Source organism: Pokkaliibacter sp. MBI-7, assembly GCF_029846635.1.
GTDB lineage: Bacteria > Pseudomonadota > Gammaproteobacteria > Pseudomonadales > Balneatricaceae > Pokkaliibacter.
This window is the reverse complement of the sequence record NZ_JARVTG010000002.1, coordinates 935,745-950,015: the sequence shown is the minus strand read 5'-3', so window position 1 is coordinate 950,015 and position 14,271 is coordinate 935,745. Positions and strand designations below refer to the sequence as shown.

Annotated in this window: 9 protein-coding genes; all 9 read left to right on the top strand. The window is 61.6% G+C overall.

All coding sequences use genetic code 11. The features are described 5' to 3' along the window. The first annotated feature begins 2 nt into the window (after window positions 1-2). Genes QCD60_RS23985 through QCD60_RS23945 form a run of 9 tightly spaced genes read left to right on the top strand, consistent with a single transcriptional unit; the run spans window position 3 to window position 14,270 of the window. On the top strand, window positions 3-302 hold the full coding sequence (locus QCD60_RS23985; RefSeq protein ID WP_279789158.1) for a hypothetical protein: 300 nt from the start codon (window positions 3-5) through the stop codon (window positions 300-302). A 41-nt stretch (window positions 303-343) separates the two neighbouring features. Next, on the top strand, window positions 344-658 hold the full coding sequence (locus QCD60_RS23980; protein ID WP_279789156.1) for a DUF1799 domain-containing protein: 315 nt from the start codon (window positions 344-346) through the stop codon (window positions 656-658). After that, a complete protein-coding gene (locus QCD60_RS23975; RefSeq protein ID WP_279789155.1) occupies window positions 658-4,092 on the top strand; it encodes a hypothetical protein in 3,435 nt (1,144 codons plus the stop codon). Before QCD60_RS23980 ends, QCD60_RS23975 begins: the two co-directional genes overlap by 1 nt. A 2-nt stretch (window positions 4,093-4,094) precedes the next feature. Then, the gene (locus QCD60_RS23970) at window positions 4,095-4,439 is read left to right on the top strand and encodes a phage tail protein (RefSeq protein WP_279789152.1); all 345 of its coding nucleotides are present in this window, start codon (window positions 4,095-4,097) and stop codon (window positions 4,437-4,439) included. Continuing rightward, window positions 4,436-5,137 carry a phage minor tail protein L gene (locus tag QCD60_RS23965; protein ID WP_279789150.1) on the top strand — a complete coding sequence of 234 codons (702 nt, stop codon included), beginning with the start codon at window positions 4,436-4,438 and terminating at the stop codon, window positions 5,135-5,137. The genes QCD60_RS23970 and QCD60_RS23965 overlap by 4 nt, the downstream gene beginning before the upstream one ends. A 17-nt stretch (window positions 5,138-5,154) precedes the next feature. Beyond that, a complete protein-coding gene (locus QCD60_RS23960) occupies window positions 5,155-5,889 on the top strand; it encodes an NlpC/P60 family protein (protein WP_279789148.1) in 735 nt (244 codons plus the stop codon). Next, window positions 5,886-6,155, top strand: coding sequence for a hypothetical protein (locus QCD60_RS23955; protein WP_279789146.1), 270 nt, complete (start codon window positions 5,886-5,888; stop codon window positions 6,153-6,155). Before QCD60_RS23960 ends, QCD60_RS23955 begins: the two co-directional genes overlap by 4 nt. Then, complete coding sequence (locus QCD60_RS23950) at window positions 6,152-6,769, top strand: tail assembly protein (protein WP_279789145.1); 618 nt, start codon at window positions 6,152-6,154, stop codon at window positions 6,767-6,769. Before QCD60_RS23955 ends, QCD60_RS23950 begins: the two co-directional genes overlap by 4 nt. After that, window positions 6,747-14,270, top strand: a complete 7,524-nt coding sequence (locus QCD60_RS23945) for a phage tail protein (protein ID WP_279789143.1) — start codon at window positions 6,747-6,749, stop codon at window positions 14,268-14,270. The genes QCD60_RS23950 and QCD60_RS23945 overlap by 23 nt, the downstream gene beginning before the upstream one ends. Window position 14,271 lies beyond the last annotated feature (1 nt).

Here is a 14,271-nt window from a genome sequence, read left to right as displayed (position 1 = left end):
CCATGCAATTTCAACTGACTAAAGACCGCAAATTTACCCGCCTTGTCACCGTGCACATCCCCAACGAGCAGGGCGAATTTGACCAGAGTACGCTGCGGGCCACCTTCCGCATTGCCCCGACAGACGAAGTGGTCAGCTCTGAAAAGCGCCTGCTTGATCTGGTGCTGGTTGATCTGCCGGAGCTGGAGCAGGAAGGCTTCAGCAAGGCCGAGCTGCTGGAGGCCGTTAAGAATGACCCCTGTGCTGGCCCGGCACTGATCCGCGAATACAACGAGGCGGTGGCAAAAAAGAACTACGGCTGATCGACCTGGGCCGCTGCTGGGCGGGCCATCGGCCTGTCACGGTGGCAGAGCTGCACGAGCGAGAGCAGGAGCTGCAGTTTTATGGCTACTCGCCGGAATACATCGCGCAGCAGCTGGCCTCGTTGCGGCAGCAGGAGCAGGTCGAGATCTGGCCGGAGCATCATCAGGCATGGCAGGTGTTTGTGCGCTGTTCGACGGACTGGCGCCTGACCGACGCCGGGCCGCTGGGCCTCGATGGCAACGTCATTCTCGGTGTGATCACCCTTACTCAGGCAGCTCAGCCCCTGCAGGTGTTTGATCAGGTCAAGCTGATCGAGCAGGGCGCACTGCAACATTTCGCAGAGACAAAACGCTGATGGTCAATAAATACGAAGCCGCCATCGTCATCACCGGCGACAGCAAAGGCGGTATCAGGGCAATCCGCACCACGCGGGAAGAGCAGGAGAAACTGCAACGCAGCAGCGGCGTGGCACAACGGCAGGTCAGAGCGCTGGCCAGAGAGATGGATGCCAGCACCGGCATTATCCTCCGTGCTGGTGCTGCCTATGCCCGCTTCAACACCGGGCTGGGCACAGTGACGGCGGCCATCGGTGTGCTTGCCACCAAATTCCGGGTGGAGGCGGTGAGTGAGGCGGTGAACCTCGCCGACACCCTGGGCATGTCATCGCAAACGCTGCTTGCCTGGCAATACGCTGCCGACAAGGTCGGCGTGAGCGGCAAGAAGATGGGCGACATCTTTAAAGACACCGCCGATAAGGTGAACGACTTTATCGCCAACGGCGGCGGTGAGGCGGTTGACCTGTTCAAGACCCTTAACCTCAACGTGGAGGAGTTCAAAAACCTCGCACCGGATCAGCTGATCCTCAAGCTGGCCGAAGCGGTAACGCAATTGCCCACCGGCGAGCAGATTACCTTTATGGAAATGCTTGCCGACGATGGCAGCCGCCTGCTGCCGTTGCTGCGTGGCAATGCCGAACTGCTGAAACGCTTCACCGCTGAAGCGCGCAGCCTCGGTGTGGCTATGCCCGATCTGGATGCGCAGGCCGTCAAAGACTACGAGCTGGCCATGAAGCGGCTGGTGGGTGTGTATGACGGCCTGATGAATCGCCTGAGCGGCAGCAGTGCCAGCCTGCTGACGGACCCCGTCAACCGCTTTGTGGATGCCATGCAGCAGGGCGGCGTGGTGGCCGAGCACTGGGACGAAGCACTGATTGCCCTCTCAGGCGTGGTGGCATCGCGCTATCTGCCTGCTATTGCCTCAGCCACTGCCGCGAAAGTGGCAGAAGCGAAAGCCAGTTATCAGCAACTGAAACAGGAGGAGGCGCTGGCCGCCGCAGAGAAGCGCCGCGCCGATGGCAAGGTGTGGATGGCCGCGCAGGCCCAGCGGGAAGCCCAGCAGGCGCTGGCCAGCGCACGCACTACCGAGCAGCACAATGCCGCCATTACCGCGCTGACTACCAGCAGCCAGAAGCTGTCAGCCGCGCAGTCTGTGGCGGCCACGGCCACCGCCAACTATGCCGAAGCGGCCCGCCGCGCCAGTGTCGTGTCGCGTGGGCTGCAGGGGGCGCTCAATCTGGTAGGCGGCCCGGCGGGGGCGCTGATTCTGGGAGTAACGGCCTACGCCACTTACATTTCCAGCCTTGAGACTGCGAAAGACCGCACAGAGAAGCTGACCACCCAGACCTCTGCGCTGCGTGAACAGCTGGCCAGCCTGTCGTTGTTTCAGCTCAACGATAAAGCCTTCGACATCAGCCAGCAGCTGAACACGGTTGATCAGCAGATTGCCGATGCCAAACAGCGTTACCAGCAAGCGCTGGCCAGTGGATTCGGCGTGGCATCGGACGAGGTGTTTTCAGCGGTGGATATAACACAAGAGCTGGCCGAGCTTGAGAAACAGAAGACGCTTCTCAAGGCCACGGCAGGCTATGTGTCTACTCAGATGAATCAGGTGTTACGCGCTGGCTCAGCGTCATCAGTGCCTGATACCCAAACGGGCTTTCTCACGCCAAACGAGCAATCCCTGCTGAGTAAATATCAGCCGCAGATCGACAAGCTGAAAGCCGATCTGGCTGAGCTGGAGGCCGCCAGAAAACGGCTGGGCGACAGCGACCCGGCCAAAGCCGCCGAGCTTGAAGCGGCCATGGCCAATGTGCGTGAGCAGATGGCCGATATCCACGCACGCAAAGCCAAAGAGGCCGCCACCGCATCGGGCGACACCGTGATGACCATCGAGCAGATGATGAATGCCTACCGGGCATTGCGCGGTGAGATGGACCCACTGTGGGAGGCAAGTCAGAAGCGTATTGAGCAGGAGCAGATACTGGGTGAGCTGCTCAAAAACAATAAGATCTCGCTGACGGAATACGAGCAGGCCAAGCAGTATCTGGCCAATCAACCGAATGCGCTGGTCAGGGATGACAGCCTGTTCAAGGCCCTGCAAAACCAGCATCTGGCTAACCGCTACACCGGGAAGGATGGGATGGCCGTCGCCAACACAGCTCAGGGCAACCTCAACAGGGCGCTGGTCGAGAATGCACCTACCGTGCCGACCTTAAGCCCCGAAACCGGTGGTGCGTTCAGTGAGCTGAGCCAGCTGAACCGGCAGTATGCTCAATATAAAGAGTGGTATGACCGTCGCCTTGACTTACTGAGAGACTTTGAAAATGAGCGTTACGGCGTCAGCAGTGAAGCCGCCGCCGCCCGCTCGCAGCTTGAGCAGCAGCATACACGGCAGGTCGAGCAGTATGAGCAGGCCAGCCAGATCGCCCGTATGCAAGGTTTTGCCCAGCTATATGACACCTTTGCCGGTAGCCAGAGCGGCGCCTACAAGGCCATGCTTATTGCGCAAAAACTCTACACCCTGCAAAGCATTCTGCTCAGCAGCAAGGAGGCACTGGCCAATGCCTGGGCCAGTGCGCCTTTCCCGGAAAATCTTTCAGCGGTGGGAACAGTTCTTGTTGAGACTGGGGCTCTACAAGCAGCGGCAGCCGCAGTGAGCACCAGCTTTGCCGGTGCCTACGACAAGGGCGGCCATATCCCCGGAGGGAAATGGGGCATTGTCTCGGAGTACGGCGATGAGCTGGTCAACGGCACCCTGATCAAGGGGCCGGCAACCGTGACCGGGCGCGAGGATACCGCCGCGCTGCTGAGCCAGGCGGCTAAGGTCGTCGCCATGTTGCCCGCTGCGCAGGTGTTGCCGCAGCTGACATTGAGCCGCCGCGATAGCACCAGTGAAATACTGCGGGAAGTTGAACGTATGTCGGCACTGCCAGCGGCTCAGATGTTGCCTGCGGCTCAGATGTTGCCTGCGGCTCAGATGTTGCCTGCGGCTCAGATGTTGCCTGCGGCTCAGATGTTGCCTGCGGCTCAGATGTTACCTGCGGCTCAGATGTTGCCTGTGGCTCAGATGTTACCTGTAGCAAAGCGAGTGCCCTATCTGGGCGCCTTTGATAACGGCGGCAAGATCGCGGCCGGTGGGGCGGGGGTCGTGGCCGAAAAAGGCAACGAGCTGGTCAACGGCGTGCTGGTCAGCGGACCGGCAACAGTAACCAGCCGTACCCAAACGGCTGACTTACTGAACAAGGTGGTTGAGACCCGCCGCAGTGATAGTGCCATCAGCGTCACCTATGCCCCGGTGATCAGCGTCAGTATGGATGGCAACGCCCAGCAAAGCGGCAACAGCCAGGCGCTGATGCAGCAGATGGGCAAGCTGATTGATGACCGCACCAGGGCCAGCTTTACCCAGTTCCTGATCGAGCAGAAACGCCCCGGCGGCCTGTTGAGTAAATAAGCATGCAAACCCTCCCTGATATTCCCCATGACTACGGCACGGCGGGGCAGGTCGCCTTTGCCATCGATAAAGTCAGCTTCGGTGATGGTTACAGCCAGCGCAGGCCCAAAGGGCTGAACTCGGTGGCGGATACCCTGACGCTGAACTGGACCCTGCTGGAGCCGGAAGACTGGCAAACCCTTTATGACTTTCTGCGCGGTACGCAGGGCGTCACCGCCTTTTTGTATCAGCCCGCGTGGGAATCGCAGCCGCGCCAGTGGTTGTGTTCGGCACTCAATTACGTCAAGCCGACGTCGTACCGGCGCGGCGCCATCACCGCCCAGTTAGAGGAGAACTTTGACCCATGAGCGACATCATCGCCCGCGAGTCGCAGCAGCTGGAGCAGGAGGCTATCGTCGAGTTGTTCGAGATGGATGCCACCGCCTGGCAGCTGGGCGTACTGCGCTGGATTACCGCCCCCGTCGATGGCGGCCCGGCACGCTTCAACGGCTATGAGTACACCCCGATGCCCATTCAGGCAGAAGGGTTTCAGTGGAATGGCACAGGCACCCTGCCGCAGCCGTCGCTGACCATCAGCTGTATTAACCCGGATGTAGTGGGGCTGGTGATCGGCACCCACGATATCCTCGGCTGCGAGATTCGCCGCCTGCGGACCTATCGCCATCATCTGGATGACGGCAGCGACCCCGACCCGGAAGCGCTGTTCCCGATCGATTACTTTGTGATTGACCAGAAGGCCGAGCACACCAGCGAGTACATCCGCTTTACCCTCAAAACCCAGCTGGATCAGCAGGGGGTCAAGCTGCCCAGGCGGCTGGTACTGCGCGATACCTGCACCCATGCCTACCGCTATTACCGCAACGGCCAGTTTGTTTACAGCAATGCGACCTGTCCCTATGCCGGTGATGCCTGTTACAACCCGCAGGGTGAAGCCGTCAGCCCGGCGGAAGATCGCTGTGGTAAGCGCCTGCGTGACTGCAAACTGCGCTTTGGTGAAAACGCCACGCTGCCCACCCGCGCCTTTCCCGGTGTCAAACGCTACTGATCTTTCAGGAGTCTCCCATGTTTGATGACTACAGCGATGCGATCCGGCGTATGGCGCTGGAGGCATACCCTTGTGAGGGGGTGCTGCTGATCACACAGGCCGGTGCCCGTGTGGTCCGCAATACCGACCCAGACCCCGAAAACGCCTTTCGTATCAGCACGGCTGACTGGCAGCAGGCCATGACAGAAGGGCTGCTGGCCGTGGTACACAGCCACCCGGACGGCCCTGACTGCCCGAGCGCTGCCGATATGCAGGGCCAGCGTGATACCGCTGTGCCCTGGGGCATCGTCTCCTGTTATGACGGTGAGCGCTGCGGCCCACCGTTCTGGTGGGGTGAGGGCATCCCGCCTGATCCACTGATCGGGCGCGGCTTCCGCCATGGCGTGACAGACTGCTATAGCCTGATCCGCGATTACTATCGCCTTGAGCTGGCGATTGCCCTGCCTGAGTTCCCCCGCGACTGGGAATGGTGGCGCAGTGGTCAGCAGCTATATCTGCAGGGCTTTGCCGAGGCGGGCTTCAGCCCGGTAAGTCAGGCAGCTATCCGCCCCCATGATGTCTTCCTCTGCCAGATTCGCTGCGATACCCCCAACCACGGCGGCATTTACCTTGGCAGCGGTCTGGCGCTGCATCACCTCACCGCACGCCACCCGGTGGACGCCAGCCGACTCAGCCACCGCGAGCCGATCAGCCGCTGGCAAAACCATATCTCCCATGTTCTTCGTCATCACTCACTAGCAGGTGAACCATGAGCGCATACCCCGACATTGATGCTTTACAAGACACCTTCACTGCCTCACGCATTGCCCTGGAGCAGGCGGTTAAGCAGCACATCCCCGAAGGGGCAGACGTTGACCTGTTACTGGGCGGCGAGTGGGTCGGCCCCTATCGCGTGCTGCCTTATGAGCACCTGGCGGCCGGGCAGGTGAAGATTCAGCGCGGCAGCAACCCGGAGCGCTATGCCGGGTTTGCCCAACTGCGCCCGTATCAGCCCGATGAGGGCGAGGCGCCGGCATGAAAACCATCCATCTTTACGGTGCACTCAGGGCTCGCTTCGGCGGGCCTTTTCATTTGCAGGTCAGCGACGGTGCTGAGGCGATCCGCGCACTGTCGTGCCAGCTGCCCGGCTTCCGGCAGGTGCTGGAGTCAGGCCACTGGCGCGTTGCCCGGGGCAGCGGCAGGCAGCGCACTTACCTGAGTGAACAGGGGCTGCAGCTGGCACTGGGGCAGGCCAGCAGCCTGCATATCTTGCCGCCCGGGCGTGGCCGCAAAAACGGCGGGGCAGGCAAGGTGATTGCCGGCGTCGCCATGGTCGCGCTGGCGTTTTACACCGGCGGCGCCTCGCTGTCGGGGAACGCCTTTACGGTCGGCAGCTTTGGGGTGTCGGCCAGCTCGCTGGCTGTGTTTGGTGCGGCTATGGCGGTTTCCGGGGTCAGCCAGATGCTGACTCAGGCCCCCACGGCCAGTTACGACGCGGGGGACAGCACCGACCAGCGTGCCAGTTTTCTGTTTAACGGCCCGGTCAACGTGGCCAGTCAGGGGGTGCCCGTGCCCATTGTTTACGGGGAGGTCATCACCGGCTCGGTGGTGGTGTCGTCAGGTATTTCAAGTGAGCGAGTTGCCGATGGGTAAGCAGCAGGTATTGGGCCGCAAAGGGGGCAAAGGCGCCAGTTCGGCGGCGAGTCGGGTGGCGGTGGAGGATCCGAACACCCTGCAAAGCACCAGCTATGCTCGTGTGGTCGATCTGATCTCTGAAGGGCCGATTGTCGGGCTGGTGAATGGGTTGCAGTCGGTCTATTTCGACAAGACACCGCTGGCCAATGAAGATGACAGCACTAACTTCAGCGGCGTGACCGTGGTCAGCCGTGAAGGCTACCCCGATCAGGAGCATATCCCGGGCTTTCCCAGTGCTGAAACCGAAGTCAGCGTCAGCACTGAAATCACATTCGGCACGCCCGTGGTACGCAGCATCAGTAACCCGGAAGTGGATGCCGTGCGGGTCAAGATCCAGATCCCGACCCTCAGTTTTCAGGATACCTCCACCGGTGATATGCACGGCAGCAGTGTGCAGGTAGCCATTGATGTGCGGGCTGCCAACAGCACCTGGGCCATCGCCACCACCGATTACATTCAGGGCAAAACCACCTCGACCTATGAGCGCCAGTACCGGGTGAACCTGACGGGTAATGCACCGTGGGATATCCGCGTGCGGCGACTGACCGAAGACAGCGACCAGATCAACCTGCGCAACCAGACAATATGGTCGACCTATACCGAAATCATTGATGCCAAGCTGTCCTACCCGGACAGCGCGCTGATCGGGCTGGAAGTGGATGCCCAGCAGTTCGGCAGCAGCATTCCTGAGCGGGCCTATCAGGTGCGCGGGCGTATTATCAGCGTGCCGGGCAATTATGACCCGGAGAGTCGCAGCTATACCGGCCTGTGGGACGGCACCTTCAAACAGGCATGGAGTAATAACCCGGCCTGGGTGTTTTACGACATGGCCACCAATACCCGCTATGGCGCGGGGTTGAGCAAAACCGATAAGTGGTCGCTGTATGAAATTGGCCGCTACTGCGATGAACGGGTGCCCGATGGTCAGGGCGGCACCGAGCCGCGCTTTGTGCTCAACACGGTGATCAACAGTCAGGCCGAGGCGTATAACGTCCTCAATACGCTGGCCAGTGCCTTCCGCGGGATGATCTACTGGGGCGCCAACGAAGTGGTGGCGGTGCAGGATGCTCCGGCCGATGCAGTGAAAATTGTCACCCCGGCCAACATCATCGAAGGCTCGCTAAAGATCATCGGCAGCTCCCGTACCGCGCGGCACAGTGTGGCCCGTGTGACATGGAATGACCCGGCTGACTTCTATCAGAGTGCCATTGAAGTGGTGGAAGATGCCGACCTGATCGAGCAGTACGGCTACACCACCACCGATGTCACCGCTTATGGCTGCACCACCCGCAGCCAGGCGCACCGGTTTGGCCGCTGGATTCTTTATTCCGAAAGTGCCGAGACAGACAGCGTGGAATACCAGACCGGTACTGACCATGCCGATCTGCGCCCCGGCGACATTATCAAACTGCACGACCCACGTTATGCCGGTCAGCGGTTGGGCGGGCGTATTCTTGAGCCGGGCCTGCAAACCCTGACGCTGGACGCCGCACCCGACACGCTGGGCAATGCCAGCTGGTATCTCAGTGTCGTGCTGCCCAATGGTGCGTTAGAGCGGCGACAGGTGCAGCAGCTGACCGGGCAGCGTATCACCGTGGCGGAGCCCTTCAGTGCTGCCCCCATCAAGGCCGCACTGTGGCTGCTGTCATCGGAGAGCGTCGAGCCGCGTCAGTTCCGTGTGCTCGGCGTGGTGGATGCCGGGGAGGGCAAATACACCGTCACCGGCCTGCAGCATGAGCCAACCAAGTATGCCCGGGTGGAGCTGGGGCTGGACCTGCCGGAAACCCGTTACACCTTGCTGCCCACCGGGCGCATTGCCACCCCACTGGCACTCAATGCCGAGGTATACACCTATCTGGCCGGGGGGATCACCCATCAGGGGCTGACCATCAGCTGGACGCCTGCCGATGACCCGCGCGTGCAGTTTTATGCGGTGGAAGTGATCGCCCCGGCGGCGGTGTCGTGGCAGACCCTGGGCACCACCTCGCTGACCAGCATCGATGTTAAGGATGCTGACGAAGGGGACTGGCAGATCCGCGTCCGCTCCGTCACCGGGACAGGTCTGCTGAGCGCCTGGACGGTGCTCACGACCACTATCAGCAGCCTGCTGGCCCCGCAAATGCCCGGCACGGTTGAGATCACCACCGACAACTTTGCCATCACACTGGTGCCGCAACTGGCGAAGTATCGCTACGGCGCGCAGCTGTTTGAGTTTTACCGCTCAAACACGGCGTTAGCGTCGGCGGCCATTCTCAGTAATGCGGTATTTCGTGGGCGTTCGGAGTCGCTGGCTGATACCGGCCTGACGCCGGATACCACCTATTACTACTACGTGCGTGGCTATAACGCGTATGGCGTCAGCGGCTGGTACCCGCTGCAGGCCACCACCAAAAACGACCCGGCAACGATTCTTGAGGTGCTGAGCGGGCAGATCAGCGAAGGCCAGCTCTATCAGGATCTGGCAGCGCGAATTGATCTGATCGATGCCCCGACCGATGTCGCAGGCTCTGTGTCACAGCGCCTGCAGGCGGCGGTGGAAGAAGTCGACCAGCGGCTGGAGCAGACCCAAACCAGCCTGAGTGATGCGCAGACGGCACTGACAGGCCGGGTTGACACCGTGACCGCGCAGGTTGGGCAGGTGCAGCAAGAGCTGGCCGAAGCCGAGGCCACGCTGAATGGTCGTGTTGATGCCGCTGATGTGCAGATCCGTCAGGTGCAGCAGGGCTTGTCAGAGGCAGCATTAGCACTGAATGCCCGCGTTGATGTGGCGGATCAGCAGATCAGTCAGGTGCAGCAGGACCTGGCAGAGGCTGAAACGGCACTGGGTGGCCGTGCTGATGCGGCAGATCAGCAGATCAGTCAGGTACAGCAGGGCCTGTCAGAGTCAACATCGGCGCTGAGCGCCCGCGTTGATGTGGCAGGTCAGCAGATCAGTCAGGTGCAGCAAGAGCTGGCAGAGTCGACATCGGCACTGGGTGCCCGTGTCGATTCGGCCGCCGTGCAAATCAGCTCCGTGCAGAACGACCTTGCCACTGCCGAAGCCGGGCTGATCAGCAAGATAAGCGTTGAGCAGTCTGCCCGTATTGCTGCGCTACAGGCTGAGCACGCCGAGCGTATGGCACAGGGGGATCAGCTTTCTGCCTCCATCACTGAGCTGCAACAGGTCAACACGGAGCAGGATCAGCTCTCTGCCATCCGGCAGGCGGGTCTTCAGGTGCAGCGGCAGAGTACGGCAGCGTCAATCCGCGTGGAAGAAACCGTGCGGGCCGCTGACGATGAGGCACTGGCTGAACGCATCACCACGCTGAGTACCGACCTCAATGGCAATCTTGCCGAAGTGCGCACCGTACAAACGGCGCACAGTACCGCGTTGTCAGCACAGGCAGATAACCTTACCCAGCTGACGGCCATCACCGGGCAGAACAGCGCCGCCCTGACGGCAGAGCAGGCTGCGCGCGCGGAAGCTGATGCGGCACAGGTGGCCCAATTGGCGGGGCTACAGGCCACGGTCGCGGGCAACAATGCAGCCATCGTGGCAGAGCAGCAGGCAAGGGCGAATGCAGACAGCGCGCAGGCCAGCCAGCTGAGCAGTGTGCAGGCGGCCGTTGCCGGTAACACGGCGGCGATCACCTCTGAGCAAAGCGCCCGGGCTAATGGCGATGCGGCACAGGCGGCGGTGGCTGCGTCGATCCGGGCAGACCTCAGTGGTGCTGAAGCGGCCATTACCGAGCTGCAGCAGGTCAGTGCGGATAATGGTCTGCTGGCTGCGGTGCGTGCGGCAGCCACACAGGTGCAACGGGATGCCCTGACGGCAGCGGTTCGCACGGAAGAGGTGGTAAGAGTGTCGGCGGAGGAGGCCGTCGCAGAGCGCTTAACCTCACTCACCGCCAGTGTGGCCAGCAACGCCGCAGCCATTACCACCGAGCAGACTGCCCGTGCCTCGGCAGACAGCGCGCAGGCCAGCCAGCTCAGCAGCTTGCAGGCCGATACAGCAGGGAATGCCGCGGCTATTAGCGCTGAACAGACCGCCCGCAGCAGTGCCGATGCCGCCCTGAGTAGCCAGATCAGCAGCATACAGGCCAGTGCCAACACCAACGCGGCGGCGATTACGGCAGAGCAAACCGCCCGTGCCAATGCGGATGCGGCGCTGAGTACCCAGCTCACTGCTGTACAGGCTAAAGCGGATAGCAACGCGGCAGCCATAACGAACGAGCAAACCGCGCGCGCCAATGCTGACAGTGCGCAGGCCAGCCAGCTCGCAGCGTTACAGGCTGATGTGGCGGGTAACGCCGCTGCCGTCGTGGAAGAGCAGACTGCCCGGGCCAATGCGGATGAGTCGCTGAGTAGCCAGATCAGTTCGGTACAGGCCAAAGCCAACACCAACGCGGCGGCCATCACTACAGAGCAGACCGCACGCGCCAATGCAGACTCAGCCCTGAGTTCGCAACTGGCGACGGTGCAGGCCAAAGCAGACAGCAACGCGGCAGCCATCACCACGGAACAAACCGCCCGCGCCAATGCAGACGCTGCGCTTAGCACCCAGCTCACCGCCGTAGAGGCTAAAGCCGATAGCAACGCAGCTGCTGTCATCACTGAGCAAGCCGCTCGCGCCAATGCTGACAGCGCGCTCAGCACCCAGTTGGCAGCAATGCAGGCCAGTGTGGATGGCAACAATGCAGCCATCGTGGCAGAGCAGCAGGCAAGGGCGAATGCAGACAGCGCGCAGGCCAGCCAGCTCAGCAACCTGCAGGCGGCCGTTGCCAGTAACACGGCGGCGATCACCTCTGAGCAAAGCGCCCGGGCTGACGGTGATGCGGCACAGGCGGCGGTGGCTGCGTCGATCCGTGCCGACCTAACGGGTGCTGAAGCGGCCATTACCGAGCTGCAGCAGGTCAGTGCGGATAATGATCTGCTGGCTGCGGTGCGCGCGGCAGCCACACAGGTGCAGCGGGATGCCCTGACGGCAGCGGTTCGCACGGAAGAGGTGGTAAGAGTGTCGGCGGAGGAGGCCGTCGCAGAGCGCTTAACCTCACTCACCGCCAGTGTGGCCAGCAACGCCGCAGCCATTACCACCGAGCAGACTGCCCGTGCCTCGGCAGACAGCGCGCAGGCCAGCCAGCTCAGCAGCTTGCAGGCGACTGTTGCCAGTAACACGGCGGCCATCACCACCGAGCAGAGCGCCCGCAGCAGTGCCGATGCGGCCCTGAGTAGCCAGATCAGCAGCGTTCAGGCCAAGGCCAACAGCAATACCGCTGCTATTACCACCGAACAGGAGGCCCGCGCCAATGCCGATACCACCCTGAGCACCCAGCTGACCGCCCTTCAGGCGATAACAGGTGAGAACAGCGCCGCCATCGTGGCGGAGCAGCAGGCAAGAGCCAATGCAGACAGTGCGCAGGCCAGCCTGCTCACAGCGTTACAGGCTGATGTGGCAGGCAATGCCGCTGCCGTCATGGCAGAGCAGACTGCCCGGGCTAATGCGGATGAAGCGCTGAGTAGCCAGATCAGTTCGGTACAGGCCAAAGCCAACACCAACGCCACTGCCATTACCACCGAGCAGACCGCCCGCGCCAATGCAGACTCAGCCCTGAGTTCGCAACTGGCGACGGTGCAGGCCAAAGCAGACAGCAACGCGGCAGCCATCACCTCTGAGCAAACCGCCCGCGCCAGTGCTGATAGCGCCCTGAGCACTCAGCTCAACAGTGTGCAGGCCAAAGCCAACAGTAACGCAGCAGCCATTACTGGCGAACAAACTGCCAGAGCCAATGCTGACACTGCACTCAGCACCCAGCTGGCAGCAATGCAGGCCACTGTGGATGGCAACAATGCAGCCATTGCAGCAGAGCAACAGGCAAGGGCGAATGCTGATAGTGCGCAGGCCAGCCAGCTGAGCAGTTTGCAGGCGACCGTTGCCAGTAACACGGCGGCGATCACCTCTGAGCAAAGCGCACGGGCTGACGGTGATGCGGCACAAGCGGCGGTAGCTAGTGTGATCCGCACTGATCTGGGCACTGCGCAGGCCGCCATCACCGATTTAAAGGAGGCCAATACCGAACGTGACTTACTGGAGGCCGTGCGAAGTGCTGGCACACAGGTGCAGCGCGACGCCCTGGGGGCAGCGGCACGCACAGAAGAGGTGGTAAGAGTGTCGGCGGAGGAGGCCGTCGCAGAGCGCTTAACCTCACTCACTGCTAGTGTGGCCAGCAACGCCGCTGCCATCACCACCGAGCAGACCGCCCGCACCACGGCAGATGCCGCGCAGGCCAGCCAGCTCAGTAGTGTGCAGGCCAGCGTGAGCAGCAACACGGCAGCCATTGCTTCAGAGCAAAGCAGCCGCGCCGATGCTGATGCTGCCCTGAGCACCCAGCTCAGCAGCGTACAGGCCAAAGCCAACAGCAACACGGCGGCGATTACGGCAGAGCAGACCGCTCGTGCCAATGCCGACTCATCGCTGAGCTCGCAGATCACTACCGTGCAGGCCAAAGCCAATAGCAATGCGGCGGCCATTGCCACCGAGCAAACCGCCCGTGCTAATGCCGACAGCAGCCTTGCCAGTCAGATCACTACGGTACAGGCACAGCTGGGGGATGCCCTCGGCTCGGTGCAGCAAACCGCAACAGCGACGGCCAATGCCGTCGGCCAGGTAGTGACGCAGTACATGGTCAAGCTCGACAGCAATGGCCGGGTGATCGGCTTTGGGCTGTATAACGATGGCAGCAGCAGCGAGTTTGGTATCCGTGCTGACCGCTTCTACGTTGCCAGCCCTGACAATCAGGTCGGGGCGATGCCGTTCATCATCGATGGCGGCAAGGTCTATGTGGCCGCCGCCGTGATCAAAGATCTGGTGGTTAGCAAGCTAAAAAGCTCAACCGGCTCGCTGGTGTTTCAGAACGACAAGCTGAAAGTCGATTATCTGGACGTCGCCAGCCTGCAGGTCGGCAGCGCCAATATTGCTGATGCCGCCATCACCTCAGCCAAAATCGGCCAGCTGGCTGTGGATACGGTGCACATCAAAAACGGCGCCGTCACCCTCAGTGCCTTTGCAGCCAGTAACGGCTTCAGCCGTTTTCTGTCAGCGGGGTCATTCACGGCCACCAGCGGCGATGATGTTTTCAGCACACTGGTGGTGCCGGCAATCAATGGCGACCAGATGAACATCGATGTTGCCTGTGACCTCAGCGTCACCGATTACAACGCGACAGCCGGGGCGGCGGTGAAGATCAGGCCCGCTTTGTTCATCAACGGAGCAGCCGTGCGCAGCTATAGCGGCTTTCTCGCGGTAGACCGGTTTAACGACCCGATCAGCGGCAAAGTATTTATGCGCTACTACCTGCAGGCCACCGGCGCGTTCACCGCTCAGCTGGTGATCAGCTACACATGGACTGCTTTCACCAACCCCAGCAACTTCAAATACACCGTCTCCAACTGCGTGCTCAGCGCCTTTACCAGCAGGAAATAAC

What these genes read in the sequence shown, in the direction of transcription:
- QCD60_RS23950 (WP_279789145.1), top strand. Translation starts at nt 6,152, where the DNA reads ATGAAAACCATCCATCTTTACGGTGCACTCAGGGCTCGCTTCGGCGGG.
- QCD60_RS23960 (WP_279789148.1), top strand. Translation starts at nt 5,155, where the DNA reads ATGTTTGATGACTACAGCGATGCGATCCGGCGTATGGCGCTGGAGGCA.
- QCD60_RS23955 (WP_279789146.1), top strand. Translation starts at nt 5,886, where the DNA reads ATGAGCGCATACCCCGACATTGATGCTTTACAAGACACCTTCACTGCC.
- QCD60_RS23985 (WP_279789158.1), top strand. Translation starts at nt 3, where the DNA reads ATGCAATTTCAACTGACTAAAGACCGCAAATTTACCCGCCTTGTCACC.
- QCD60_RS23970 (WP_279789152.1), top strand. Translation starts at nt 4,095, where the DNA reads ATGCAAACCCTCCCTGATATTCCCCATGACTACGGCACGGCGGGGCAG.
- QCD60_RS23975 (WP_279789155.1), top strand. Translation starts at nt 658, where the DNA reads ATGGTCAATAAATACGAAGCCGCCATCGTCATCACCGGCGACAGCAAA.
- QCD60_RS23965 (WP_279789150.1), top strand. Translation starts at nt 4,436, where the DNA reads ATGAGCGACATCATCGCCCGCGAGTCGCAGCAGCTGGAGCAGGAGGCT.